Genomic DNA, 24,555 nt, shown 5'->3' with positions numbered 1-24,555 from the left:
TCTCTCGCGTATGCCGTGCGCGTCACCACCGTATTCGGCTGCGTTGTGATCCGGGGCGTGATCCGGCGAGGTGGGTTCAGGCGAGGCGCTCGATGATCATCGCCATCCCCTGGCCACCGCCGACGCACATCGTCTCCAGCCCAATCTGCTTGTTGTGGAAAACAAGTGAGTTGACCAGGGTGGAGGTGATGCGGGCGCCGGTCATGCCGAAGGGGTGGCCGACAGCAATGGCGCCGCCGTTGACGTTGAGCTTCTCCAGCGGTATGCCGAGTTGCTGCGCCGAGCCGAGTGCCTGGACCGCGAACGCCTCGTTGATTTCGGCGAGGTCGATGTCGTCGATCGTCATACCGGCCAGGGCGAGGGCCTTGCGGGTCGCCTCGACCGGGCCGAGACCCATGATCTCGGGCGAGAGGCCGGAGACGCCGGTGGAGATGATGCGGGCGAGCGGGGTGAGGCCGAGGTCCTTGGCCCGGGTGTCACTCATGATGACAACCGCGGCGGCGCCGTCGTTGAGCGGGCAGGCGTTGCCGGCGGTGATGGTGCCGTCGGGGCGGAATACCGGGGACAGCTGGGATACGCCTTCGAGCGTGACGCCAGGGCGAGGCCCGTCGTCCTTGCTGACGACCGTGCCGCTGGGGGTGGTGACCGGCACGATGTCGGTGGCCCAGAAGCCGTTGGCGATGGCGGCCTCGGCGAGGTTCTGGCTACGGACGCCGAAGGCATCCTGCTCCTGACGGCTCATACCGATGACCTGGGCGACATTCTCGGCGGTTTGGCCCATGGCGATGTAGACGTCGGGGAGGTCGCCGGCGTCCCTGGGGTCGGTCCAGGCGGGGGCCCCGCCGGTGGCTCGCTGCGCCGAGCGGGCACTCGCGGCGGCGAAGCGGGGATTCTGGGCGCCGCCGTCGGCGAAGCCACCCGCGAAGCGACTGACCGTTTCGACCCCGGCGGAGACGAAGGCGTGGCCCTCGCCGGCCTTGATGGCGTGGAAGGCCATCCGGGTGGTTTGCAGTGAGGAGGAGCAGTAGCGGTTGACGGTCACGCCGGGCACCCCATCGAGTCCGGCGAGCACCGCCACGACGCGGGCCATGTTGAAGCCGCCCTCACCGGCGGGTTGACCGCAGCCGAGCATCAAGTCGTCGAGCGTCGCCGGGTCGAGGGCGGGCACCTTGGCCAGGGCCTCGCGCACCATCAACGCGGCGAGGTCGTCCGGACGGAACTCCACCAGCGAGCCCTTCATCGCCCGACCGATCGGGGAACGGGCAACACTGACGATGACGGCCTCGGGCATGAGACACCTTCCGGTTGGGGGCTCGGGCAGCGGCCCGGGCACTCCTGGCGCGCGCTGACCGACGCACTTCGGCGTTCTTAGGATGACGGCACCATCCTCACCCGACTCGACGCCCGGGAGCCATGCCTGGGCGGGCGGAGCTGACATGACACGCGTCACGCCGACACCTTCCCCGACTGCCTCGCCGGACCTCTCCCCGACTCCTGCGCCGGGACCACTGGCTGGCTTGCGGGTGCTGGAGTTCGCCTCCCTGGGACCCGGCCCGCACGCGTGCATGATGCTGGCCGACCTGGGCGCGGATGTCGTCCGGCTGGAGCGAGGCGCCACCGCGTTATCGGTTCACGGATCGCATCCCGACCACTTGTTGCGCGGTCGCCGCTCGGTGTCGGTGGACCTGAAGGATGCGGCCGATCTCGACCTCGCCCTCGGGTTGGCCGATGCCGCCGATGTCGTCGTCGAGGGGCTGCGCCCGGGGGTGATGGAGCGGCTGGGGCTCGGGCCGGACGTCCTGCTCACCCGCAATCCCCGCCTGGTTTATGCGCGGATGACCGGCTGGGGTCAGACCGGTCCCCGGGCTCAGGAGGCGGGCCACGACCTCAACTACATCGCGCTGACCGGGGCGTTGGCGGCGATCGCCCGGCCGGGGCAGCCGCCGACCGTGCCACTCAATCTCATCGGCGACTTCGGCGGCGGCTCGATGCTCTGCCTCGTGGGCATCCTCTCGGCCCTGTGGGAGCGGGAGCGCTCGGGCCTCGGTCAGGTCGTCGATGCGGCGATGGTCGACGGCGTCGCCAGCCTGATGCAGTTGATCTGGGCGTTGCGCGGGAGCGGTCAGTGGCGCGATGAGCCCGCCGCGAATCTCCTTGATGGCGCGGCGCCGTTCTATGACGTCTACCCGTGTGCCGGAGGGGGATTCATCGCCGTCGGGGCGCTGGAGCCGGCGTTCTATGCGCAGCTCCTCGCCGGACTCGGGCTCGACCCTTCGACGCTTCCCGCGCAGTATGACCGTGCCGGCTGGCCCACCCTCCGGTCCGCCATCGCCGCCCGCTTCGGCGAGCGAACCCGGGAGGAGTGGACCGCCGTGTTCTCCGGGACCGACGCCTGTGTGACGCCCGTGCTGGGGCTGGCGGACGCGGCATACGACGAGCATGTGCAGGCTCGGGAGACCCTCGTCGAGGTGGACGGCGTCACCCAGGCCGCGCCAGCGCCCCGCTTCTCCCGCACCCCTGCCCGTATGCCGCGCCCTCCCCGCCCGACCGGCGCCGACCGCGCCGAGGTGGTCGCCGACTGGCTCGGCCAGTGAGCGGCGCGCTCACGTCACCCCGTTCCGCTCACGTCACCCTCTCTAGGGGGTGACGTGAGCGGAACGGGGTGACGTGGTCGGAAAGGGGTGACGTGGACCTCCATCGCTTCGGCGCCATCGCCTACCGCCGCCGCGGACCTCTTTCAACGCGGATTCCGCACCTGTGCACCCAAAGAGCGACGGATTCAGTGGCGGAATAGTCAAAGCGCCGCCGATACGCAACAATGGGGGCGGACAATCATGAGCCCCGGCGACGACGCCGGGTGAGGAGAGCACAATGAGCCAGCCGAGCAGCTCCATACCCAAGAATGACCCCGCGACGCGCCGGGTCATGCCGCTCAACCCGGCCCCGATCGACAAGGACAAGGCGGCGCGCCTGCTCGCCGCCGAGTGGGACCGATTCACCGCCTCGACGGGCAAGTCGGGCGAGCACAATGTCCGCGCCAGCAAGTCGCTGCCGCTGGGTGTGACGTCGTCCTTCCAGCACTGGGACCCCTACCCCATCTCGATCGCCTCGGCGCGGGGCGCGTGGCTCACCGATGTCGACGGTCGCCAGTTGCTCGACCTGTCGATGGGCTTCGGCGCGATGCTCGTCGGTCACCTCAATCCCGTTGTCGTGGAACGCGTTCAGCAGGCCCTCACCTCGACCGGCACGCTCTTCGTGACCCCGTCGCCGACGGCCACCGAGGTCGCGGAGCGCTTCCAGAAGCGCTTCGGCCTCGACATGCTGCGCTTCACCAACTCCGGCACCGAGTCGCTGATGTATGCCATCCGCGCTGCCCGCGCCTACACCCGCCGGAAGGCGATCGTGAAGATCGAGGGTGGCTACCACGGCGGGTATGACGCGATGCAGGTTTCCGTGAAGCCCGCCCTCGCCGACATCGGCCCCGGCGACGCACCCATCCCCGACGTCCCGTTCGACGTCGAGGCCGGGACCGTTTATGTGGTGCCCTACAACAACCTTGAGCGCCTCGGGGAGATCCTCGCGCAGCACGGATCCGAGATCGCGGCTGTCGTCATGGAGCCGGTCATCGAGAACCTCGCGATCGTGCTGCCGGACGAGGGCTACCTCGCCGGCGTGCGCGCGGCCTGTGACCAGCACGGCGTGCTGCTGATCTTCGACGAGGTCAAGACGGGTCTGACGGCCGGTGCGGCTGGCGCCGCCCAGCGCCTCGGGGTCAAGCCCGACCTCATCACGCTCGCCAAGAGCATCGGCGGCGGGCTTCCGCTGGCGGCCTTCGGCGGGACCAACGAGGTCATGCAGGTCGTGGTCGACGGCCGGATGGCGCACTTCGGCACCTACAACGGCAACCCGCTCGTAATGGCGGCGGCGCAGGCCGTCGACGACATCTGCACCGAGGACGCCCTCGACGCGGCAGAGAAGATCAACGTCGGCACGCTCGACCAGATCGACGGGATCATCGCCGAGTTCCAGCTCCCCGCGCACACGGTGTCGCTGGGCGTGAAGGGCTGCGTCACTTGGTCCACCACGCCGGTGCGCAACTACCGCGACTACAAGGCCACCGACTTCCAGCTGGCCGAGTTGTCCTGGCTATGGGGAGTCAACCGCGGCATCCTGACCCCGCCGGGACTGGACGAGCAGTGGCTGGTCTCGCTCGCCCATGCGGCCGTCGAGATGGACACCCTGGTCGAGCACTTCCGGGAGTTGGGCCAGGCCCTGCGCGGCTGACCCCGAGCCCCCGCCCCTCCGCGGACGTCGACAGGAGCAGTCAGATGGCGCAGCGACAAGAGATCGTTCTCATCGACGACGTGACCGGCCAAGACATCACTGACGACGGCGGCACGGTCCGGTTCTCGCTCGACGGGGTCGACTACGAAATCGACCTGGGCGCCGACACTGCTGCCCGATTGCGTTCCATCTTCCGGCCGTTCATCGAGGCGGGCCGGCGCGTCAGCGGTCGCCGTCAGGTCACGTCGCACGCCACCCCGACGGTGCCGACGAGGGCCGATCCCGAGCAACTTCGCGCGGCGCGGTCGTGGCTGCGCGGCCGCGGACATGAGGTCAGCAACCGCGGCCGGATCCCGGCCGACTTGATGGAGATCTATCTTTCGTCTGCCGGACGAGGCTGAGCGCGGCATACGCCTGCAAAAAGGAGGCGGCGGGCCGACTCGCTCCTGGCGACCACGAGGGGGAGGTCAGCAATCGTCAGGGAAGATGTCGAGTCGGCCCGCCGAAAACTCCGGTCGGGCACTGGGACCGGTGATCCAGGGCGACCAGGGAACTTCCCGAAGCCGCTCTCGATCTGCTCCCAACGATACCCCCTTAGGTATGCCGCGTCGAGAGCCTGCCGACTGTATCCCTCGTCACGTCGGGCCCACCACCAGAGGTCACGCAAGCGAAAGGAAAAGCTTCTCCAGCGCCTCGACGTCCATCTGCTGCCCCTCGGGATTGACCAGGCATTGTTTGAGCCCGACCGAGATGACGGCGAAGCCGGCGCGGTCCAGTGCCTTCGAGACCGCGGCGAGCTGGGTAACGATGTCCTGACAGTCCCGACCGGCCTCGATCATCTTGATCACACCCCCGATTTGCCCCTCGGCACGGCGTAGCCGCTTGACGACGCCCTCAAGTTGAGTGGGGTCGAGTTCCATCTGCGCTACTCCCGGTTGAAGATTCGAGTCGATGGTACCTCCACGGGTATGCCACACCCTCTCTGACCAGCCATTTTCTTCGCGCGCCCCGCGAACCTAGACATGGGCAAGTCGCGCTTGAGTGCCGCCCACTCGGCATAGGAACGCTTCTCGCTGAGCCAACCGCTGGTGAGCTTGTCTCCGACGACGGCTGGGCTGCTCGTCGGGGCGCTGGAATTGCGGGTGGCAGAGAGGTTTCGCCATAGACCCCGGCCGGCAATGGGCTCTGGTGAACCAGGCTGCCGCCCTGGGCGGCCAAATGGTCGGACCAGTTCTCCGCCATGTCGGACAGGGACGCCGACAAGGTCAGCAGCGGCACGCCGATGGCGGCGCGTCGCGCGTTCAGTTGCGCGAGCATCTCCGCGACGGCTGCCGCCCGATCCGTGCCAATGACCGCCACCAACGACTGGGTGCCGGAGTTATTTAGGGGTGTCGGTCGCCCGCACGACGAAGGTGCTCGACCCGGGTGCCGTCGGCGTGGACCCCGAGCCATTACGCCGGTTCGACGCGCCCCCAGGCCGTCAGCGCCGCCACATTGCGCACGACCAGTGACCCCTGCCACTCGCGCCGCGCCACCGCCCAGTCGTCGGGGAACCACCCACCCCAATCCCAGAACGGCTCCCACGAGCCGTCGGGCCGTTGGCTCGCGATCACCTGGTCCGCGGCCAGGTCGATCTGCGGGCGAACCAGCTCGGCGAGCGGGTGGTCGGGTGTCGGTGCGATCCACAGGGGATGGATGCCGTATGCCGCGAACTCCTCCTCTCGTTGCATGATCCGTTGCGGCAGAAAGGATTCCAGATAGGTCCGCCATGACTCGCGAACGCCCGACGGCACGGCCATCTCGCCGACCAGATGTGCCGCGGCGTCGTGCGCGTTCACCTCCTCCGCCGGAAATCCGGTGACCGCGAGCAGCAGCGCCTGCTCGGACAGGGCGTCCAGCAGAGCCTGGTCGACGCCTGCGCGGGCAGCCTCGGCGGGGGCGGCCGCGGCATACCGAAAAAGGTGGGCAGTGAGCGCGAGGCCGGGGTTCGCCAGGAAGCCGGCGAAGGTCTCCGCGAGCTGCCCGGCCTCGGCCTGGTCCCACCAGGGTGCGTGCGGTGACGACTGCGCGGCCGGCGGCAGGAACGGCCAGACAACTCGCCCGAGCGGATCTGCTTCGGCATGGTCGGCGAGCCAGCCACAGATCTCGGCGACGAGCGGGTGATCGCCGGGGGCACCGTGCATACGGAGGATGTCGAGGGCGGTGAGCGCCGCCAGGACGCTCGCCTCGGGAGTGCGTGCGTCCGGCTCCAGCGCCCCGCCGAACCCGCCACCATCGGCCCGAAAGGCCGTCAACTCCTCGACGACAGGCTCCAGAGGTCCACCGTCGACGACCTGCGCGAACCGGGCCCGCTCCAGCGGCCGACCATGCTCACCGACGAAGGCCCGGGCCCGATCCACCGCCTCACGACTCAACATCTCCATGGACCCGAGCCTAAGGATGACCACCGACAGCCGGGCCGCGGCATACGGTGAGGGCATGGCGCAGGGGTCAGAGGCAGCACTATCGCGACGCACGGCGCTGGCCGGGATCGCGGCCGGCGGGGGCACCGCCGTGGCCGGCGCGATCCTACTGAGCAACCAACGCCACGACGTGACCGGCGACCTCGGGCGTGGCTCCGGCACCGCCGCGGTGACCGTGTCCACGGGGCGCGTCCATACGCTCACCAAACTCACCTCCCCAACGGCCCCGTATGCCGCGAGCCGCGCCCTCTTTTCCACCGCCGATGTCGTCGTGGTCGCCGATCCCGGGTCGCCCCAGTTCGCCGCCGCGGTCGCCCAGGCGCGAGCGATGGGCGTCCCGCTCCTCCCGGGCGGGGCGCCCCTGCGCGCCGAACTCGACCGCCTGCGGGTGCGGGCGGTCGTCGACTTCACGGCGGGGGCCGCTCAGATCGGGGATCGGCCCTTGCTCTCCCCGGGAGGAGACCAGGGCGAACTGCTCGCGGGCTTCCCGGCGAAGCGCACGGGATCGACCGTCGTGCTGACGACCGGTGACGAGCTGCCCGAGCCGCTCGCAACGCTGGTGGCGGCGGCCGGAGCGACCCTGCTGTCGGCACCGGGTGGCGACCCGCGGCGCAGTGTCAAGACGATCGCCGGATTGCGCGAGGCGCCGACGGCGACGGTTTTGGGGGTCGGCACACGCTTCACCGACGTCAAACGCCTGGCCCGGCGCGTGCGCACGGTCCGAACGGTCCCGCTGCTGCCCGACGGGGGCATCCTGCCGCTGCACCGTCGCCGGATGATCGCGCTGTATGGCAGTCCGCTGACCCCCAGCCTCGGCATGCTCGGGGAGCAAGACGCCCAGGCGTCGGTGGCCCGGGTGACGGCGCTTACGCAGGAGTACCGCACGGTCCTCGAGAGCGACGCCGTCTTCCCCGCCTTCGAATTAATCGCCACTGTCGCTGCCGCCGCCCCTGGGGCCGACGGGACCTATTCCGCCCCAACCGATCCCGCCGATCTCCTGCCCTGGATCGAGGTCGCCGAGCACAGCGGCATCTACTGCGTCCTCGACCTGCAGCCCGGCAATGCGGACCTGCTCGACCAGGCTAAGAAGTATGCCGATCTCCTCACCCACCCGTGGGTCGGGCTCGCGATCGACCCGGAATGGAAGCTCCTGCCCGGCGAGCGCCCGCTGACCCGCATCGGCCACGTCGAGATCGAGGAGGTCAACCGCGTCGCTGCCTGGTTGGCGGACCTCGTGCGGCAGCACAACTTGCCCCCCAAGATCTTGACGCTGCACCAATTCCAACTGCAGATGATCCGCGATCGCGACCAGCTCGACCTCGACCACGACGAACTCCAGGTCGTCGTCCACGTTGACGGCTCCGGGAGCCAGCCGCAGAAGCAGGCGACGTGGAACGTCATACGTGAGGATTTGAGTCCGCGAATCTATTTGGGCTGGAAGAACTTCGAGGACGAGGACAGCCCGATGCTCACCGTCGCGGAGACGGTCGCGACGGTGCAGCCGACCCCGTCCTTCATCAGCTATCAGTAGCCTCCGCGGCGGCGCGCTACCGTTGGCGCCTGCCGCCCGCCCGCGGCCGGCATCAACACTGTCAAGGAGAGACGTGGCTCAGCAGCTCAACCCCTACATCACCTTCCCCGGCAACTGTGCTGAGGCAATGGCGTTCTATGCCGCGGCGCTTGGCGGCGAGGTCCAGTCGATGACCTTCCGCGACGCCGGGATGGACGCCGACGGGATCATGCACTCCAACCTCGAGACCCCCGCCGGGTTCCACATCTTCGCCAGCGACACCTTCGAGGGCATGGGCGCGCCCCACGCCGTCGGCAACAACCTGCAGATCAGCATCTCCGGCGACGACAGCGACGCGCTCCGCGGCTACTGGGACGCCCTCGCCGATGGCGGCCAGGTCGTGATGCCGCTGGAGCGCCAGATGTGGGGCGACGACTACGGCATGCTCGCCGACAAGTTCGGCATCCTCTGGCACGTCAACATCGCCGGCACCCCGGCCGAGTAGCCCCCTCCCAGCCCCTCCGAACTTCTGCTAGCAGCACTTAGTCAACTGCGGACACCTTGCAAGGTGTCCGCAGTTGACTACCCTGTGCTGAGTTAGGCCCAGCGGGCGACCATCACGTCATACGGCCCGGCCGACATCGGCGGCATCTCCGGCGGCACGTCCGCCAGCGCCGACTCTGGCACCACATTGCACATGGTCATCGCCACCGCTTCCCCGGCCAGGTCCAGCGACACCGTCCACCCCCACTCGCCCAGGTAGGTGCCGCGCAAATCGATCCGGTCACCAGCCCGTTCGCCGGTGAAGTGCATCAGCCCGGGCTGCTGGTGCCAGGTGTCGAACCACGACGCCTCCACCTCCCCCTCCGGGCCCGTCCCCCCGACCAGGATCGTGCCCCGCTGGTCGCCGTCAGCCGGGTGAACCCAGGTCTATGCCAGTGTGAAGCCTTGTGCCCCAATGCGATTCAGTGTCGCCGTGGACGGCGCATCGGCCAGTTCGTCCGTCGGCATCAGCCGGAACGCGCAGGTACCCGACAGGGTGCGGTTGTCATCCATGGCGCACACCCTGCCACTTCCCCGCCGTGGCGGCCGCCAGACCCGACCTCAGTTGACCACCGGCGCGACGTGATCGCGCGGGATCACGACCATCGGCACCGACAACGCCCGCGAGATGCGATGCGCGGTCGCACTGAGGAAGACGCGATGGCTCGCGGCCAGCCGACTCGACCCGAGCAGCACGAACTCGCTCGGCTCGAACTCCAGCGACGTGACACATTCTTCGAGCGTATGGCCGCTCCCGACCGTCCCCGAGACATCTGCCGACGGCAGTGCCTCCCGCGCGCGGGCCACCAACCGCTCGACGTGCTCCTGCGCCGCTTCGACTCGGGAATCCTGGCTGTCGGCCGAGGGGTCCGGGTCGAGCGCCACGAGCGAGACCAGTCGGAGCGGGATGTCCCGCACAGCCGCGGCCTGAATCGCGGTGTCCAGCAACGCTTCCGCCCCCTCCCGCTCCCCGATCGCGCAGGTGATCCGCGTGACGGAGGCACTCGGCTCATACCCCGCCGGCGCCAAGGCGACCGGCACCGGAGCCGAGTGCAGCAACGAGCTGGCGATGCTGCCGATCAGCATCTCGCCGAGCACCCCGCGGTGCGACGCCCCGACGACGATCGCCTCGGCCTCGCTTCCCGCGTCGCCTCCCGCTTCCGAGGCGGCGGCCGCCTCGATGAGCCCTTCGGTGATGGAGGCGGCGCGGCATACGCGTCCGGTCGCCTGGACCCCCTCCGGGACGTGGGCGAGGGCGCGGGCCAGCCACTCCTCGCCGTTTTTCTCCAACTCCGCCTGGTATGCCCGATCGGGCGAGTACATATCCAGGCTCGCCTCATCGACGGGCAGGACCACGACGATGTCCAGGACAGCTTCGCGCGCACCGGCCAGTGTCGTCGCGAGATTCACCGCGTCCTTGCCGCGCCGATCCGGGACATATCCGACGACGAATCGCATGGGGCCACCTTTGGACTGACGGTTGCAGGCGCCGATCTCCGGCGCGCTCAGGGTAGCGCCCAGGGACGGCGTACTGGTAACGATTCAATCTCAGACAGGCGCGTTCGGATGACGCCTGGTAATTTCCGGGCACCCGCTCCGAAAGGTATGCCGATGTCCGCCGTCAGCACGCACGAGGAGTCTGGGCACGGCACCGCCCACCTCTCCCGGAACCTGGGATTGTGGGCGATCGTCGCCCTGGGCTTGGGCTATATGACCCCCACGGTCATCTTCGACACCTTCGGCATCGTCTCGGACGAGACCAATGGCGTCGTTCCCTCGGCCTACGTCTTGGCCCTGGTGGCGATGACGTTCACCGCCATCAGCTACGGACGAATGACGCGCATCTTCCCGTCGGCCGGATCGGCATACACCTATACGAGCAACACGATGAGTCCCAAGCTCGGCTTCCTCATCGGCTGGTCGTCCCTGCTCGACTACCTGCTCTTGCCGCTGGTCAACGCGCTGATCATCCGCAGCTATATGGAGGCGTTCTTCCCGGATGTGCCGCCGTGGATCTGGGTGAGCGTGTATGTCGTGGCGATCACCGCGATGTGCCTGTTCAGCATGAGCAACACCTCCAGGGTCAACGGCTTGTTGGTGGTCTTCGAAGTCGTGCTGATCGCGGTCTTCATCGTGCTGGCCTGGCGGGCCCTGGCCAAGGGTGATGGGAATGGCACCATCTTCTCGACGCAACCCGCCTGGCACGCGGACGTCAGCTTGGGGCACGTGATCACCGGCGCCACGCTCGTGTGCTTCTCGTTCATCGGCTTTGACGCGATCACGATGTACACCGAAGAGGCCAAAGACCCGTCGACCGTGCCGAAAGCCATCGTCTTGGCCCTGCTTATCGGCGGCGCCATCTTCTTTGTCGCGGCGTGGTTCACGCAATCGCTCTTTCCGACGATCGAAGACTTCAGCGCCGATTCCCTGGAAAACAGCGCCCTGCCCGAGATCGCTTTCCTCGTCGGCGGCACGCTCTTCAAGATTCTGCTCACCTCGGCGGCCTTCGCGGCCACCGCCGCGTCGAGCCTTGCCTCACACGCCTCGGTTTCCCGACTGCTTTATGTCATGGGCCGCAACGGGACCGGCCTGATCGGCAAGACCTTCGGCGCTGTGCACCCGACTTTCCGGACCCCCGCGAATGCCGTGCTCTTTGTCGGCATCGTCTCCCTCGGTGCCATCCCCTTCAATCTCGACTTCGTCGCGGCCCTGATCAACTTCGGCGCGCTGATGGCGTTCAGCTTCGTCAACCTGACGGTAGTCGCGCACTTTGCGGTGAAGCGCAAGGAGATCGGCACGCCGATGGCGATCTTCCGCAATGTGGTGCTGCCGCTGATCGGTGTCGCCTTCACGATCGTGCTCTGGTGGAACCTGTCGCGCGAGTCCTTCAACTATGGCGTGATCTGGTTCTTGATTGGCGTGCTGGTGCTGTTGTGGATCACCCGCCTGTTCCGCCGCTCGATGAATATCAACATGGGCGACGGCCACTAAACCCCAACCGGCCTCAAGTGCTACTCTGTAGCACATGAGAACGGTAGGTATTCGCGCACTGCGGCAGGACGCCTCGACGGTGGTCGCTCAAGCGGCTGCCGGTGAGGTCATCACGGTCACTGACCGAGGTCGTCCCGTCGCGCGTCTCGGGCCGCTTCCGACGTCACGCTTGGCTGCGCTCCTCGCGGATGGTCAGGCCCGTGCACCTCGGCTGCCCTTCGAACAGCTCGCGGCGCCTCAACCGGGTCCAGCCCTGACCGACGAAATTCTCCGCTCACGCGCCGACGATCGCTACTGACGGTGGCCTACTACCTCGACACCTCAGCGCTGGCCAAGCTCGTCGTTCACGAACTAGAGAGTGCGGCGCTGCAGAAGTGGGCGAATGCCTGCGACGACACCCTCATCACGAGTGACCTCGCGCGAACGGAGTTGATGCGCGCAGTGCGTCGCATTGCGCCGGACTTCGCGCTCGCGGCGCGCCACGTGCTCGATGCCGTCGGCATAACAACCCTGCGCACAGAGCTTTTCGAGATCGCCGGTCGCTTAGACCCACCGACCCTGCGTTCCTTGGATGCTTTGCACCTGGCGGCAGCCTTGGATCTTGGCGATGAGTTGGCTGGCTTTGTGACCTACGACGAGCGATTGGCGCACAGTGCCGCACTCTTCGGTATCCACGTCCTAGCGCCCCGATGAGGCACCCGACCAACCGCTGACGTCGTCGACGCGGAAGACGAGGAGGCGGGCGAAGGGGGCCGCGGCATACGCCTCGTATTTGGTTGTCAGCTGTTTGGAAAGAGACTCGGCGACAAGGGATTCCACGTCATCGCGGAGCCAGGTGAGGCGAGCACGGACCCACCACAGGCGCGACCAGTCGGCGGCATCCCAATGCTGCGATGAGCAGGGTCGCGCGGGGGTCGGCGGCGAGATTGCGCTCCCGCTGCAGGCGGCCGGCGGACTTCGGTTTCACGGTGTCGATCGGGATCGCCACGTGGTCGCCGTCGATCGCGAAGACCACCGGAACCAGGTCCGCGCCCCGGTCCCGGTGCGTCGTTCCCAGCACCCCATGGTCGTATGCCGCGAGCCGCCTCCGCGCCTCATCCTCGGCGAGCCTCATCGCGCCATCGTAGGAGCGGGGTCGCTTTGTCCTGGTGAGTTCATGCGGGGGGCTTGTCCTTAGGGCGGGCCTATGGAAGCTTTGACACTTGACCAGACAATGCCGTCGGGAGGCTCAACCCATGAAGCTCGCGCTCTACCTGCCCAACTTCCGCGAGAAGGTCACCGTCAAGGAACTCGAAGACCTGACGGCGCTTGCAGAAGAGTTGGACTTCGACTCCGTCTGGACCCTCGACCGGGTCATCGTTCCGGAGTCTTCGGACCGCGGGGAGATGGAGTACGCGTTCGGGATGATCCCCGGCTTCCCCAAGCAGTTGCCGGTCAGCTCGCGCGGCGAGTTCCTGCAGGGCTGGCCGCTGATCCCGTGGCTCGCGGCCAAGACGAGCAAAGGTGCGCATCGGGATGAGCATCACCGACACGCCATACCGCGCCCCCGGCGTGCTCGCCGCCGAGTTCGCGACGGTCGACCACCTCTGCAATGGCTGGCTCAATGTCGGCGTCGGCGCCGGCTGGATGCCGGAGGAGTTCGCGGCGGCGAGCGCCTCGCACATCTTCCCCAAGCGGCATACGCATGTGCGCGCGACCCTGGAATCCTGCAAGGCATCTGGACCAACGAGGTCTTCGAGTACCACGGCGAGTTCGCCGACTTCGGCCCGAGCGGGTTCGGGGTCAAGCCGCTGCAGAAGTCGTATCCGCCGATCTACTTCTCCGGCCTGAAGGACCCGAAGCGCTCCGCCAACCGGGTCGCGAAGTATGACTTGGCGAGGTGGATCGGCATCCAGGACAGCCCCGACGGGCTCAAGGAGTGGCGCGGCGCGATCCAGGCCGAGCTCGACAAGATGGACACGACGAAGTCGATGGACGACCTCGACATCGTCTCGATGATCTGGTTCGTCATCACCGATGTCGATGTGGACCAGTCCGATCTCGGCAAGGGCAGCAGCCTGTTGGTCGGGTCCGAGCGACAGATCACCGACATGCTCAAGCGCTATCAGGAGGCCGGGCTGACGATGCCGATGCTGTGGCCGCCCTTCGCCGATGTATCGGTCGCCAAGACCCTCGACGACATGAAGCGCCTAGTCAACGAGATCATGCCGAAGGTCAACGACGCCTCCTGACCCTCACCGCAGGTGGCTGGCGCCATTGAAGTCGAGGACGGCCCCGCTGGCCCATTCGGCCAGCGGGTCCGCGAGCGCGACGATGGCGGCAGCCACCTCGTGCGGGGTGGCGACCCGATCGAAGGGTGACTGGGCGCGCACCGCCGCGCCCTCGGGCCCGTTCAGCGCGGCCGCCCGGTCGGTGGCGACGAAGCCGGGCGCGATGGTCGTGACGGCGATCCCGTGCGGGGCGAGCGCGAGCGCCATCTATTGCCCGAAGGCATGCAGACCGGCCTTGCTCGCGCCATACGCCGGCACCTCTGGCTCGCCTCGATAGGCGCCGCGGGAGCCGACATTAACGATCCGGCCCGCCGGTATGCCGTCGGCTGGCTTGATCTCGATCATGTGCCGGGCGATCTGCCAGGTCAGGTTCGCCGGGCCAAGGAGGTTCGCGGCGAGGGTGCGTTGCCAGATCTCGACCCAGTCGGCGTATGCCGTGTGCTCCAGCGGGTGGTCGCCGCGCCGTCCGCCGGTGCTCGACTCGGCGAGCAGGGCGGCGGCGTTCACGAGGACGTCGACGCGGCCCAGGGCCGCGACTGCGGTGGCGGCGAGTTCGGCCACCTGACCAGGGTCGCAGAGATCGGCGGCGGCGACCGTATGCCCGGTGCCGTCGAGGCGCTCGAGCACCTCGAGCGCCCGCTGCTGTTGCTGGTGGAAGTGGACGACGACGCGGTCACCCTTTTTGGCGAAGGCCCGCGCGGCCGCGGCCCCGATCCCTCGGGATGCGCCGGTGATGAGGACGCCGCGCGAGGGCGTCTTGGTGCGGCTCATGTCGGCCAGCATGCCAGGGCGTCGACGGTCAATCCGATGGGCTGTCGGTGGGGCCTGATTAGGTTGCCGGATGGACAAGACCACGATCTGGCGCATCGTCCGAGACGAGCGGGCGGCGCTCTGTGATGACCTCGACTCCTTCTCCGCCGACGAGTGGGAGGCGCCGACCGCCTGCCCAGGGTGGAGCGTGCACGATGTCGTGGCCCATCTGCTTGACACCGCCAAGACGACCCGTTGGAGTTTCGTCACTGGCTTGGCGGCGGCGCGCTTCGACTTCGACCGGCAGAACGAGGCCGGGGTGCGGCGGGAGCGGCGGGCGGACCCGCGGCATACGGTCCAGGAGTTCCGTGGGGTTCTCGACCGGACCACCACGCCGCCGGCCAATCTGGCCACCCGGTTGGTCGAGGCGATCGTGCATGGCGAGGACATCCGACGCGCCGTGGGGCGGCGCGGCAGTTATCCGATCGAGGCGGTCGTGGCTGCGCTGGACTATCAACTCCGGACGTCGGTGTCGATGGGCGGCGGCAAGCAACGCGCCGCGGGACTGCACGTGCAAGCGACCGACGCTGACCTGTCGCGGGGGGAGGGGCCGCTGGTGCGCGGCAGCGCGCTGGCGCTGTTGTTGGCCGTCTCCGGGCGGCCCGTCGCGGCCGACGAACTCAGCGGTGAGGGGGTGACGCTGATGGCAGAACGTGCGGCCTCGCCAGGTTAGGCCCGCCCGTCGCGGGCGCGATGTGTTTATCGCTCATGAGAGGACTTCGACGGACAGGATCGTCGGGAGGTGGCGGGCGATCTCGTCCCACGTTTCGCCCTCGTCGCGGCTGGCGAAGACCGAGCCCGAGTTGGTGCCGAAATAGAGTCCGGCCGGCTCGAGGCGGTCCCCACCCATGCCTTGGCGCAGCACGGTGAAGAAGCACGACTCCTGCGGGAGACCCTCGCGCTGCGCTGCCCACGTCCGACCGCCGTCGTGCGAAACCCACACGGCCGCAGCGGCATCCGGTGGGAAGCGGCCGGCCATGTCACCATTGAGCGGCAGGGTCCAGATCGTCTGCGGGTCGCGGGGGTGAACGCGCATCGGGAAGCCGAAGGTCGACGGCAGGCCCGCCGTGATGTCGTGCCAGGTCTGGCCGCCATCTTCGGAGCGCCATACGCCGTAGTGGTTTTGTTGGTAGAGGACGTCGGAGTTCCCGGGTGCGCGCACGATGTGGTGGACGCACAATCCGACCTTGCCGTCGCTCGGCGCGGCCGGGTGCTCGGCCGGGTCGACGTGGTCGGGGTCGGCGAGGTCATTGCGGCGTTCCCAGTGCGCGCCGCCGTCCTTGCTCGCGAAGACGCCAGCGGAGGAGATGCCGATCCACAGCTTCTCGGGGTCGGCCGGGTCGGCGATGATCGTATGCAGCACCAGCCCCGCCGCTCCACCGATCCACTCCGCGGCGGACGGGTGGTCGGTGAGGGACTCGACCACCGACCAGCTCTGGCCATCGTCATCACTGACGAGGAGAGTGGCCGGCTTGGTCCCGGCATACAGCAGGTCCCCGATGCGGGCGAGCGACCAGATCTGGCCGAAGCGTTTGCCGTGCGGCGCCGGCTCATCCGTCCAGCCGATCGACTCGGCAAATTCGGGATCGTTGGCAGCCCACTCGTCGACCTGTCCGGAGGTGAGCTTCGCGACCGACCAGGTGTGCCCGCCGTCGGTGGATCGCCAGATGCCGGCACCGGTCCACTCGCCGCCGCCAGCCCACAGGTGGCCGGTGGCCGGATCCCCGATGACGTGGTTGATCGGCCAGCCGTCGCAGTAGGGTCCGCGCACGGTCCACCGATCGCGCGCCGCGGTGCCTTCGAGGACGAAGGCGCCCTTGGTCGTGCCGAGCAGGACGCGAACGGGGTTCTCGGACATGGGCGGTGCTTCTCGCTCCGATATCGGGACGGCTAGGTATGCCGCGAGGAAGACCTCCTGCGGACGCGTCCAGTGCCCGATCGTCCAGATCGGCGACGGGACGGGAGCGGGCGTCATACCCCTGGGTCGTGCTCCTGCTTGATGACGAAATAGGTGCCGCGGATCTCGCCGGCGAGCTTCGACTTCTGTCGGGCGAACTTGAACCCGCTGAGCTCCTCGGGCACGTCCCTCCCTTGGGAGAGCTTGAACCCGACGGCGCGCTTCCCGGCCTCGGCCAGCGTGTAGAGCACATTGACGGCGAGGCCGGAGTCGTAGAAGACGTGCACCCAGTGGATGCCGTCGACATCGGCGATGGCGACCTCCAGGGGCTGCGAGGCGATGGTGATATCGCGCTCGCTGCTGAGGATGTCGGTGACCCAGGCAATCGTCGTCGGGTCCTCGTCGGCCGGGGTGACCGTGAAGTCGTGGTCGTACTTGTTCTTGAAGTAGCGGGCTTCGTTGGCGCGCAACCCAGCCAGGGCATCGGCCACCGGCGACGACTCCAGCCCCTGCGTGGACACCGCCACGAAATCAACGACCTGACCCATGTGCTCTCCCTTGGCTGACGCGGCGGCCGGGCGCGCTGACGCTGCCAGGGCTTCCTAACCTCTGCTAGCACAGGCTAGTCAACTGTGGACACCTTGGAAGGTGTCCACAGTTGACTAACTGCTGCTAGCAGCAGTTAGTCAAAACGGTTGGCGCGCATGGGGATGTGGCCTCGCACAGACAGGTCCGCCCGGCCCCAGTGGTGTTGGGGCCGGGCGGGATGGGGGTGTGGCCGCATGCCTGAGCGCGGGTCTATGCGGCCACCCCGGCTAGCCGTCGCCTTCCCCCGAGGGAGCGACGTTGTTTGTGGCGGTCACTTGGTCGGCCCAGGCGGCCTTGGCGCCGGTGTGACCGGTAATAATCACCGATCCCATGGCGGCCACCGAGGCGAGGATGACGGCGGAAGCGGTGACCTTGGCGACGGCAGCGCCCAACGGCGCGGGTCCCGTTGCCGGCAGGAGATAGAAGACAGCGGCGAGCGTGACGACCATGAGGACCAGGCACAGGATTCGGGCCAGGTCGCCGGCCTCGGCGTGATCGTGCACCAGGGCTAGTGCGGCCGCGTCAGCAGAATCCGCCGCGCGGACCCGGTGCTCCAGCGCTTCACCGCTGGCGCCCGCGATGAGTCCGCTCACGCCGGTGATCACGGCCCCGGCGGCGAGGGGAAGCCGGAGGGAGGCGCGGGAGGCGGGCCGCACGGCATACCAAATCGCCATGAGCGCGGTGAGCGGGGCGATGACGACGACGGCGTGAATGATGAGAACGTGTACGGGCAAACCCGCAACGGTGTCGAACATGACTACCTTCCTCGAGGACAACACCGAGACCGTATGTCGGGGCCACTGAGAGGACGCTGAGAACGTGCGACTGCTGATCGTCGACGACGAGCGCGACCTGGCCAGCGATCTCGCCGCGTTGCTGCGCCGAGAGGGGTGGGTTGTCGACCTCGCTCACGATGGCCACACCGGCCTGGCGCTGGCGCAGTATGGCGAGTACGACGTCCTTCTGCTCGACATCATGCTTCCCGGTCGGTCGGGTTATGACGTGCTCAAAAAGGTACGAGCCGAGGACCCGAAGACGGCCATCGTGATGCTGAGCGCCAAGGACGGGGAGTACGACCAGAGCGACGCCTTCGAACTCGGCGCCGATGACTACGTGACAAAGCCCTTCTCGCCGGTTGTGCTCGCGGCGCGACTGCAAGCGGTCCTGCGCCGATCCGGGATCCCGCGGTCCCTGCAACTGGTATGCGGCGACCTTGTCTTGGAGACGACGACGCGCCGTGTCCGCCGCGGGAGGCACGAGATCAGCCTGACCCCGCGGGAATTCGCGCTGCTCCAGCACCTGATGCGCGAGCCCGAGCGTGTCTATTCCAAGGCCGATCTCCTTGATGCCGTGTGGGATTCGGACTATCCCGGGGCCGACAACGTCGTGGAGGTGTATGTCGGCTACCTCCGCAAGAAGATCGACGTGCCCTTTGACGTGCGCTCCCTTGAGACGGTGCGGGGTGCCGGCTATCGGCTGGTGCCGGTGAGGGCCGAGCCGGCGGGCTAAGCCAAGCCCACCCCGACCTCGAATCGGCACCACCCGTCCGGCGCTGCTCCCGTGGTGGCGTGGCCTCCCGATCGCTCGGCGACCGCGGCGACGATCGAGAGCCCCAGGCCCGAGCCGCCGGCGTCACGGGCGCGCCCCTCGTCGAGGCGCACGAACCGCTCGAAGACGCGGTCCCGATCCGCCTCGGCTACCGGCGGCCCGTCGTTGTCCACCGCCAGCGTGACGCGCTCGCCGGCCGCGTGAACGCGAACGCGAACGGCGGTCACCGCATGGCGGTCGGCGTTGTCGATGAGATTGCGGACCAAGCGATCCCACAACATGGGGTCGCCCGCGATGCGGGCCGGTTCGAGGGCCACGGTGGGAACGAATCGCCCCTCGTGGCCGCGCACGGCGCGCAGCACGATGTCGTCGAGGTCGATAACCGGCGCCGTGCCGCCACTGGCCTCGTCGAGCCGAGAGAGGGCGAGCAGGTCCGACACCACCGAGCCGAGGCGCGTCAAGGCCAGCCGTACCCGCTCGACCGCATCGCGGCGCTCCGGCTTGCTGAGGGACGGATCGGCGAGCCGATCCACGGCGACACGCGCCGTTGCGAGCGGGCTGCGCAATTCGTGGCCGGCGTCGGAGACGAAGGCACGTCTGGCCCGGTCGGAGGTCCGCAGCCGGGTCAGCAACGCGTTCAAGGTGGTCGCCAACCGGGTTAGTTCGTCATCGCCGGGCGGCACCGGAAGCGTTGCGGCCGAACCGAGATCGGTGATATCTCGGGCCTCCAGGCGTAGCTGCTCGACGGGCTTGAGCGCGGCGGTCACCGCATAGCGGACACCGACGCCGACCAACGTAAGCAACACCGCCCCCGTCAGGAGGGTCAGCAGCAACAGCAGGGCCTGCGTCCCCTCCTCGATCGTCGAGGGAGTCGCGACCGCGACCGTGAGCGGCGTGCCGGTGGCATCCGTGGCGCCGACCACGGCGATGGCGAAGCCATCCCCGTCGAAGTCGGCGATCTGCGAAACCAGTTCGACGTTCGGTCGGTGAAGCACTCCCCGCCGTGAGGTGATGGGGACGAGGCCCGCCGGGGTCTGGGCAATGACTCGCCCACGCTCATCAAGGAATTGAATGATGCGTTCCGGCGCAACATCATTCGCGTGGTCGGCCAGGATCTGGTCGGGCGATCGGTGCGCGGTCTCCTCCGCCAGCCAGTTGACTGTCGCAGTGGCCGTGGACCCGGCCTGGGTGCGCAAGGTACCGAGCGAAACCAGGGTGACCGCGGTCAGGCCGACGATCATGACGAGAGTGAACGCCCCGAGCACGATGGCGAGCACCCGCGTACGGATGCTCCGCAGCACACTCACGCCGCACACCATACGCACGCAGGAAAGGACGACGTCCGGTGTTGTCGATTTCGGTCGTGCTCATCCGTCATGGTGGTGAGGACGCGCTTCGTCCTTGACGAAACCCCAGGAGAGGAAAAACCAGATGAGCCGTTATCTATTGCTGCTGCCCGCACCCGAGGCCGAGTGGGCGGACCTGCCGCCGGAGGAGCACGAGAAGGGACATCGATCGCACGGCCAGTTCCACCGCGACCTGGCGGCGGGCGGGCACCGGCTGATCGTGTCGAACCCGTTGGAGCCGTCGGCTCAGGCGACGTCGATGCGGCCCGATGGCCAGGGCAACGCGGTCGTCACCGACGGCCCGTTCACCGAATCTGCCGAGCAGATCGCCGGCTTCTACTTCATCGAGAGCGACGACGAGCCGGGGCTGCGGGCGATCACGGAGCAGTTCGCGGCTCGGGGCGAACACATCGAGTTCCGGAAGCTGGCGGAGTAGGCCATGAAGTACCTCGTGTTGTTGATCGGAGAGGGCGATGCCGGGTCGTGGGAGGCGATGACCGCGGAGCAGCAGGGCGCGGAGATGGAGAAGTTCGAGGCCTTCGGCGCCGCGTGCGCGCAGCGGGACGGCGTGGAGATCCTCGGCGGCGAGGCTCTCGGGGGCCCGGACACGATGACCGTCATGCGCACCCGCGCGGGCGCCGTGTCGCTCACTGACGGACCGTATGCCGAGTCGGTCGAGCAACTCGGCGGCTTCTATCTCGTGGAAGCCCCGGACCTCGACACGCTCGTCGATCTCCTGCGTCTGCTGCCCGCCTATGACATCCAGATCAGTCCCGTGGTCGACATCGAGGCATGACCCCAGATCGCATGACGCCGAGACCGTATGCGGCCGCCCTCCAGGACGTCGTTCGCGACGACTGGGGGCGGTTGGCGGCGGTGCTCACCGGGCAGTTCCGCAGGCTCGATCTGGTGGAGGACGCGCTCGGGGATGCGGCCGAGGCGGCGGCGCGGCGTTGGCCGTCCGACGGACTACCGGAGCGCCCAGCAGCGTGGCTTCTCACCGTGGCCCGACGTCGGATCCTGGACCAGTTGCGCGCCGAGGCCATGGCCGCGCGACGACACCCGCTACTGGTGACCGATGCCGAGCATCGGGCCGAGAGGAGTGGCGTGATGGCCGACCCCGGCGACCTGATCGACGACGATCGGCTTCGGTTGGTACTGCTGTGCACCCACCCAGCGCTCGGCACGGAAGGCGCAGCGGCACTGGCCCTGCGGCTCGTCCTCGGAGTGAGTACGCACGACATCGCCCGGCTCTTCCTGGTATCCGAGCCGACCATGGCCGCGCGGATCACGCGCGCCAAGAAGAAGATCGTCGCGTGCGGCCTACCCTTCGGAATACCCTCTGCCACAGCGCTTCCCGAGCGTTTGGAGGCGATGGCGGCGACGGCCTACCTCGCGTTCACGGCCGGCTACGCCCCGGCCAGCGGGGACGCACTCTTGCGCGCAGATCTATCGGGCGAGGCGATCCGGCTGGTACGGGTCGGACTGTCGCTGCGTCCCAACGAGCCCGTCCTTGTCGCCCTCCTCGCGCTGATGCTCTTGCAGCACTCGCGTCGGGATGCGCGGCTTGATGCCGCCGGGGATCTCGTGTTGTTGCCGGACCAGGACCGCACTCGTTGGCACGCCACCGAAATCGATGAAGCGGTCGCGTTGCTCACGAGTCCCGCTCTTCGGGGCCCCATCACGCAGCAAACGGCGCTGTATGCCGTGCAAGCCCGGATCGCGGCTGAGCACGCCCTCGCCCCGACTTCGCCGGCGACCCGCTGGACTCGCATCGTCGCGCTGTATGACGTGCTGCTCGACCTCGGGGCCGGACCGAGCGCGGCGCTCGCGCGGGCCGTCGCGGTCGCCGAAGCAGCCGGCCCGGCGGCCGGTCTGGCCGCCCTCGCGACGGTGACGTTGCCGGGGCACCGGCCCCACGCCGCCCGAGGCGAGTTCCTTGCGAGGCTCGGCGACCACCAAGGGGCGCGCGCGGCATACGAGGAAGCAGTTGCGCTGTGCGACAACGACGTCGAGCGCCGCCACCTCCGCGCCCGCGTCCGCTGACCCCCCGGTTGGATTCCCGCCCAATCCCAGAACCCGGCGCTTTGGGTGGCTTTCTAGCAGCCAGTAACCCTCCCGAAGCGCCGGAAAGCCACCCAAAGCTCTCCGTCCAGTCAGTCGACTGACCCGTCCGGACGGCTCGATGTCACGCGAATCGTCGGCCTCGGCACCGGCCGGCCGCGCCGGACGATCCGCTCCACCACCATGGCGATCCGCCACTGCCAGCCGTACTTGGCCAGCAGCGCCGCCTCCACCGCCGCCCGGGTCGGCTCGTCGCTACGCACCACCGCAACTGCCTCGACCACCGGGGCCCCGGGCTTCGCGTGACCGCGCCGCGAACACGCCTGCAGAGTGACCCGGGGCGTATGTCGCAGCCGCTTCACCTTGCCCTGCCGCCGGGGTTAACGAGGACGACGAAATCGGCATCCTCGGGATAGTCCCAGTCCACCAGTAATTCCCCCAGCCCGATGAGGCGCGCGACCTCCGACGCCTGCTCTTCCGCGCTGTCTGTCCACAGATCCAGGTGGGTGCGATCGGAGTCGTCCAGGTGCAGCCGAGCCTCACCGCCTATGACCGCGGTGAGAATCCCGACTTCCTCCGTCCCCGGGTAAGCCAGCGCCTCGCTCCAGAAGGTTCCCGCCCGCTCGGTGTCCGCGACGTGAAGCACGATCGCGCCGATCCGCAGCATCAGTTGTGGGTGACGACCGGGGTGCCCATCGGCGCCCAGTCATAGACCCACTTTGCCGTCGGGATGGGGAGGTTGATGCAGCCGTGGGACGCGGCATACCCCCAGGTCTTGCGCCAGTAGGCGCCATGCAGCGCCTCGCCGCCGTTGAAGAAGGAGGACCACGGGACGTCGGGCGTCTCGTAGTCGGTGCCGTCGGCGTTCTGGCCGCGCATCGTCATCAGCGGGTTCTTCCAGTAGATGTGGAAGGTGCCGATGTCGGTGGGCGTGGCGGGGGCGCCGTTGACCATCTGAATCGGGCCCAGCGCGACTCGGCCACCAACGAACGCGGTCATCGTGTGGCGCGAGAGGTTCACGTCGATCCACTTCTCGCCCTCGACCGCCGGGTAGGCGAGGCCCTCGGCTCCCCGGGCGATCCGGCGCTCCGTCCAGGTGGCGTTGACCGTCTTGGTGCGGAATTTCGTCGCGCTCTTCGCCCCGGTGTTCAACGCGGCGGTGATGTCCTTGGCTACGTCGTCGGCATTGCTGACTTCGACGCCGTCGGTGGCCGCGGTGATCACCCGCAGCGTCTTGCCGGCGTAGTTGAGATAGCGCATGCCGTTGCGCGCCTCGACCTTCACCGAGTCGGCGGCCTGGGTGACCCACTTGCCGACCTTGGCCTCGTCAACGGCCGGCCGGGCCAGCTGGCCGTCGACCGACGGGACGCTCACCCACGACGCCTTGCGACCCGGGGAAGCCGTGAAAGTCTTTGAGCCAGCTTTGATTTCGACGGGCGCGGCGATGATGGCGTTGGCCTGGTCGGCCACTTCCTGGGCATCGGACGTCGACACGTCGGCCGGCTGTTCCACCAGGCTGAGGGTGACAGTGGCAGAGGTCAGGGAGCTGGCCGCCTCGGCGGCGGCCTGGCGCAGCGGGGCGGTGTCGAGCGATCGGCCTGCCACGGCCGGGGTGATCCCGAAGCTTTTCTTGTCGACCGCGAGCGCGACCGTGGCATCGGTCGCGGGACGAAGAGCGGCACTGCTCAGGCCCTTCGAGAGGGCGTCCAGGGTGGCGTCGGCGGTGGCGGCGACAGCATTGATCGAGCGCGGCTCGACCAGAGCCTTGGCGTATGCGGACCACTCCTCATTCGGCGCGAACGCGCGCGACACCGTGGCCGAGACGTCGATCGGCATACCGAGTTGGGCGAGAGTCAGCCGCTTGGTGCCCTGTGGGGTGGTCACCTCAACGCTGGTCTCCTGCGCGCGGCGCTGGAGTTGCGTGGCGACTTGGTCACGCGTCATACCGGCAATATCGAGGCCAGCGACGGTCGTGCCCGGCAGCGCCCGATCCTGGTAATAGGCGCCGAATGCCGTGGCGCCCCCACCCAGGGCGAGACCGGTCACGACCGCCCCGCCGCCGAGAATCTTGGTGCGCCGTCTCACGTGTCCGTCCCCCTGGGTGTCGCCGTTGCCCCCTGAGGGCAGTCCACCGATTATGCCGCAGCACGGCATACCGCGAGATGTCACCACGCGGGGGGAGGACCGCCCCCGCGCCGGACGCAATAGCCGGCGGCGGACGCAATAGCTTTTGCGTCCGCCG

Annotated in this window: 27 protein-coding genes and 1 pseudogene; 14 read left to right on the top strand and 14 right to left on the bottom strand. The window is 68.3% G+C overall.

From position 1 onward, the window contains the following. Positions 1 to 76: 76 nt before the first annotated feature. Positions 77 to 1,291 (bottom strand): acetyl-CoA C-acetyltransferase, encoded by a 1,215-nt coding sequence (locus BN13_RS05950; RefSeq protein WP_048545234.1) that lies wholly within the window; start codon positions 1,289 to 1,291, stop codon positions 77 to 79. 145 nt (positions 1,292 to 1,436) lie between these two features. Between BN13_RS05950 and BN13_RS05945 the strand changes: the two genes are divergently transcribed. The 3 genes from BN13_RS05945 to BN13_RS05935 all read left to right on the top strand — a co-directional run bounded on the left by BN13_RS05945 (position 1,437) and on the right by BN13_RS05935 (position 4,685). Next, complete coding sequence (locus BN13_RS05945) at positions 1,437 to 2,594, top strand: CaiB/BaiF CoA transferase family protein (RefSeq protein ID WP_084733595.1); 1,158 nt, start codon at positions 1,437 to 1,439, stop codon at positions 2,592 to 2,594. Positions 2,595 to 2,871: 277 nt separating this feature from the next. Next, positions 2,872 to 4,284 carry an aspartate aminotransferase family protein gene (locus BN13_RS05940; RefSeq protein WP_048545232.1) on the top strand — a complete coding sequence of 471 codons (1,413 nt, stop codon included), beginning with the start codon at positions 2,872 to 2,874 and terminating at the stop codon, positions 4,282 to 4,284. Positions 4,285 to 4,328: 44 nt separating this feature from the next. Beyond that, positions 4,329 to 4,685 (top strand): histone-like nucleoid-structuring protein Lsr2, encoded by a 357-nt coding sequence (locus BN13_RS05935; RefSeq protein WP_048545230.1) that lies wholly within the window; start codon positions 4,329 to 4,331, stop codon positions 4,683 to 4,685. A 258-nt stretch (positions 4,686 to 4,943) separates the two neighbouring features. Here the strand turns inward: BN13_RS05935 and BN13_RS05930 are convergent, their stop codons facing one another. Then, positions 4,944 to 5,204, bottom strand: coding sequence for a metal-sensitive transcriptional regulator (locus tag BN13_RS05930; RefSeq protein ID WP_048545227.1), 261 nt, complete (start codon positions 5,202 to 5,204; stop codon positions 4,944 to 4,946). Between the two features lie 531 nt (positions 5,205 to 5,735). Next, complete coding sequence (locus BN13_RS05925; protein ID WP_157038466.1) at positions 5,736 to 6,707, bottom strand: hypothetical protein; 972 nt, start codon at positions 6,705 to 6,707, stop codon at positions 5,736 to 5,738. A 16-nt stretch (positions 6,708 to 6,723) separates the two neighbouring features. On the opposite strand from BN13_RS05925, the gene BN13_RS05920 reads away from it, so the two are divergent. Together BN13_RS05920 and BN13_RS05915 are read left to right on the top strand one after the other, a co-directional pair. Then, entirely contained in the window at positions 6,724 to 8,277 is a 1,554-nt protein-coding gene (locus BN13_RS05920; protein WP_048545223.1) for a hypothetical protein, read from the top strand. Between the two features lie 73 nt (positions 8,278 to 8,350). Next, the gene (locus tag BN13_RS05915; protein WP_048545221.1) at positions 8,351 to 8,761 is read left to right on the top strand and encodes a VOC family protein; all 411 of its coding nucleotides are present in this window, start codon (positions 8,351 to 8,353) and stop codon (positions 8,759 to 8,761) included. 92 nt (positions 8,762 to 8,853) lie between these two features. Here the strand turns inward: BN13_RS05915 and BN13_RS05910 are convergent, their stop codons facing one another. Continuing rightward, the gene (locus BN13_RS05910; protein WP_048545220.1) at positions 8,854 to 9,114 is read right to left on the bottom strand and encodes a hypothetical protein; all 261 of its coding nucleotides are present in this window, start codon (positions 9,112 to 9,114) and stop codon (positions 8,854 to 8,856) included. A 246-nt stretch (positions 9,115 to 9,360) separates the two neighbouring features. Further along, positions 9,361 to 10,257 carry a universal stress protein gene (locus tag BN13_RS05905; RefSeq protein ID WP_048545218.1) on the bottom strand — a complete coding sequence of 299 codons (897 nt, stop codon included), beginning with the start codon at positions 10,255 to 10,257 and terminating at the stop codon, positions 9,361 to 9,363. A gap of 153 nt (positions 10,258 to 10,410) precedes the next feature. Here BN13_RS05905 and BN13_RS05900 point away from each other — a divergent pair, with 153 nt between their 5' ends. Genes BN13_RS05900 through BN13_RS05890 form a run of 3 tightly spaced genes read left to right on the top strand, consistent with a single transcriptional unit; the run spans position 10,411 to position 12,483 of the window. After that, on the top strand, positions 10,411 to 11,790 hold the full coding sequence (locus BN13_RS05900; RefSeq protein WP_053079865.1) for an APC family permease: 1,380 nt from the start codon (positions 10,411 to 10,413) through the stop codon (positions 11,788 to 11,790). Between the two features lie 34 nt (positions 11,791 to 11,824). After that, positions 11,825 to 12,088, top strand: a complete 264-nt coding sequence (locus BN13_RS05895) for a type II toxin-antitoxin system Phd/YefM family antitoxin (RefSeq protein WP_048545216.1) — start codon at positions 11,825 to 11,827, stop codon at positions 12,086 to 12,088. Between the two features lie 2 nt (positions 12,089 to 12,090). Continuing rightward, on the top strand, positions 12,091 to 12,483 hold the full coding sequence (locus BN13_RS05890; RefSeq protein WP_048545214.1) for a type II toxin-antitoxin system VapC family toxin: 393 nt from the start codon (positions 12,091 to 12,093) through the stop codon (positions 12,481 to 12,483). A gap of 127 nt (positions 12,484 to 12,610) precedes the next feature. Here the strand turns inward: BN13_RS05890 and BN13_RS05885 are convergent, their stop codons facing one another. Next, positions 12,611 to 12,904, bottom strand: a complete 294-nt coding sequence (locus tag BN13_RS05885) for a pyridoxamine 5'-phosphate oxidase family protein (RefSeq protein WP_201329060.1) — start codon at positions 12,902 to 12,904, stop codon at positions 12,611 to 12,613. Between the two features lie 121 nt (positions 12,905 to 13,025). Here BN13_RS05885 and BN13_RS21010 point away from each other — a divergent pair, with 121 nt between their 5' ends. Continuing rightward, positions 13,026 to 14,021: a hypothetical protein gene (locus BN13_RS21010; RefSeq protein WP_235433952.1), complete on the top strand. Its 996-nt coding sequence runs from the start codon at positions 13,026 to 13,028 to the stop codon at positions 14,019 to 14,021. Between the two features lie 3 nt (positions 14,022 to 14,024). Here the strand turns inward: BN13_RS21010 and BN13_RS05875 are convergent. After that, positions 14,025 to 14,831, bottom strand: a pseudogene (locus BN13_RS05875) (SDR family NAD(P)-dependent oxidoreductase). 70 nt (positions 14,832 to 14,901) lie between these two features. Between BN13_RS05875 and BN13_RS05870 the strand changes: the two are divergent. After that, positions 14,902 to 15,543 (top strand): maleylpyruvate isomerase family mycothiol-dependent enzyme, encoded by a 642-nt coding sequence (locus BN13_RS05870; RefSeq protein ID WP_048545210.1) that lies wholly within the window; start codon positions 14,902 to 14,904, stop codon positions 15,541 to 15,543. A 33-nt stretch (positions 15,544 to 15,576) separates the two neighbouring features. Here BN13_RS05870 and BN13_RS05865 read toward each other — a convergent pair whose 3' ends face one another. The 3 genes from BN13_RS05865 to BN13_RS05855 form a co-directional block, all read right to left on the bottom strand. Beyond that, positions 15,577 to 16,845, bottom strand: coding sequence for a beta propeller repeat protein (locus BN13_RS05865; RefSeq protein WP_235433951.1), 1,269 nt, complete (start codon positions 16,843 to 16,845; stop codon positions 15,577 to 15,579). After that, complete coding sequence (locus BN13_RS05860) at positions 16,842 to 17,315, bottom strand: hypothetical protein (RefSeq protein WP_048545208.1); 474 nt, start codon at positions 17,313 to 17,315, stop codon at positions 16,842 to 16,844. Before BN13_RS05860 ends, BN13_RS05865 begins: the two co-directional genes overlap by 4 nt. Before the next feature lie 267 nt (positions 17,316 to 17,582). Then, entirely contained in the window at positions 17,583 to 18,110 is a 528-nt protein-coding gene (locus tag BN13_RS05855; protein WP_048545207.1) for a DUF2231 domain-containing protein, read from the bottom strand. A 64-nt stretch (positions 18,111 to 18,174) separates the two neighbouring features. Here BN13_RS05855 and BN13_RS05850 point away from each other — a divergent pair, with 64 nt between their 5' ends. Then, the gene (locus tag BN13_RS05850) at positions 18,175 to 18,864 is read left to right on the top strand and encodes a response regulator transcription factor (protein ID WP_048545205.1); all 690 of its coding nucleotides are present in this window, start codon (positions 18,175 to 18,177) and stop codon (positions 18,862 to 18,864) included. Here the strand turns inward: BN13_RS05850 and BN13_RS05845 are convergent. After that, the gene (locus BN13_RS05845) at positions 18,861 to 20,210 is read right to left on the bottom strand and encodes a sensor histidine kinase (protein WP_162199923.1); all 1,350 of its coding nucleotides are present in this window, start codon (positions 20,208 to 20,210) and stop codon (positions 18,861 to 18,863) included. The two genes, BN13_RS05850 and BN13_RS05845, sit on opposite strands and share 4 nt — an antisense overlap. A 124-nt stretch (positions 20,211 to 20,334) precedes the next feature. Here BN13_RS05845 and BN13_RS05840 point away from each other — a divergent pair, with 124 nt between their 5' ends. Genes BN13_RS05840 through BN13_RS05830 form a run of 3 tightly spaced genes read left to right on the top strand, consistent with a single transcriptional unit; the run spans position 20,335 to position 22,295 of the window. Further along, positions 20,335 to 20,685, top strand: coding sequence for a YciI family protein (locus tag BN13_RS05840; protein WP_048545202.1), 351 nt, complete (start codon positions 20,335 to 20,337; stop codon positions 20,683 to 20,685). A gap of 3 nt (positions 20,686 to 20,688) precedes the next feature. Beyond that, a complete protein-coding gene (locus BN13_RS05835) occupies positions 20,689 to 21,045 on the top strand; it encodes a YciI family protein (RefSeq protein ID WP_048545200.1) in 357 nt (118 codons plus the stop codon). Further along, positions 21,042 to 22,295 (top strand): RNA polymerase sigma factor, encoded by a 1,254-nt coding sequence (locus BN13_RS05830; protein ID WP_235433950.1) that lies wholly within the window; start codon positions 21,042 to 21,044, stop codon positions 22,293 to 22,295. Before BN13_RS05835 ends, BN13_RS05830 begins: the two co-directional genes overlap by 4 nt. A gap of 110 nt (positions 22,296 to 22,405) precedes the next feature. On the opposite strand, the gene BN13_RS19175 is transcribed toward BN13_RS05830, so the two are convergent. The 3 genes from BN13_RS19175 to BN13_RS05820 form a co-directional block, all read right to left on the bottom strand. Then, complete coding sequence (locus tag BN13_RS19175) at positions 22,406 to 22,579, bottom strand: hypothetical protein (protein WP_157038464.1); 174 nt, start codon at positions 22,577 to 22,579, stop codon at positions 22,406 to 22,408. Between the two features lie 92 nt (positions 22,580 to 22,671). Then, on the bottom strand, positions 22,672 to 22,980 hold the full coding sequence (locus BN13_RS05825) for a VOC family protein (RefSeq protein ID WP_048545196.1): 309 nt from the start codon (positions 22,978 to 22,980) through the stop codon (positions 22,672 to 22,674). Next, positions 22,980 to 24,555: L,D-transpeptidase (locus BN13_RS05820; RefSeq protein ID WP_235433949.1), on the bottom strand; the 1,576-nt coding region annotated here is incomplete at its 5' end. The genes BN13_RS05820 and BN13_RS05825, both read right to left, overlap by 1 nt.

The sequence above is a fragment of the Nostocoides jenkinsii Ben 74 genome, assembly GCF_001046875.1.
GTDB lineage: Bacteria > Actinomycetota > Actinomycetes > Actinomycetales > Dermatophilaceae > Nostocoides_A > Nostocoides_A jenkinsii.
Note: the sequence above shows the minus strand (reverse complement) of the source record. Positions and strands in the feature narration are given on the sequence as shown.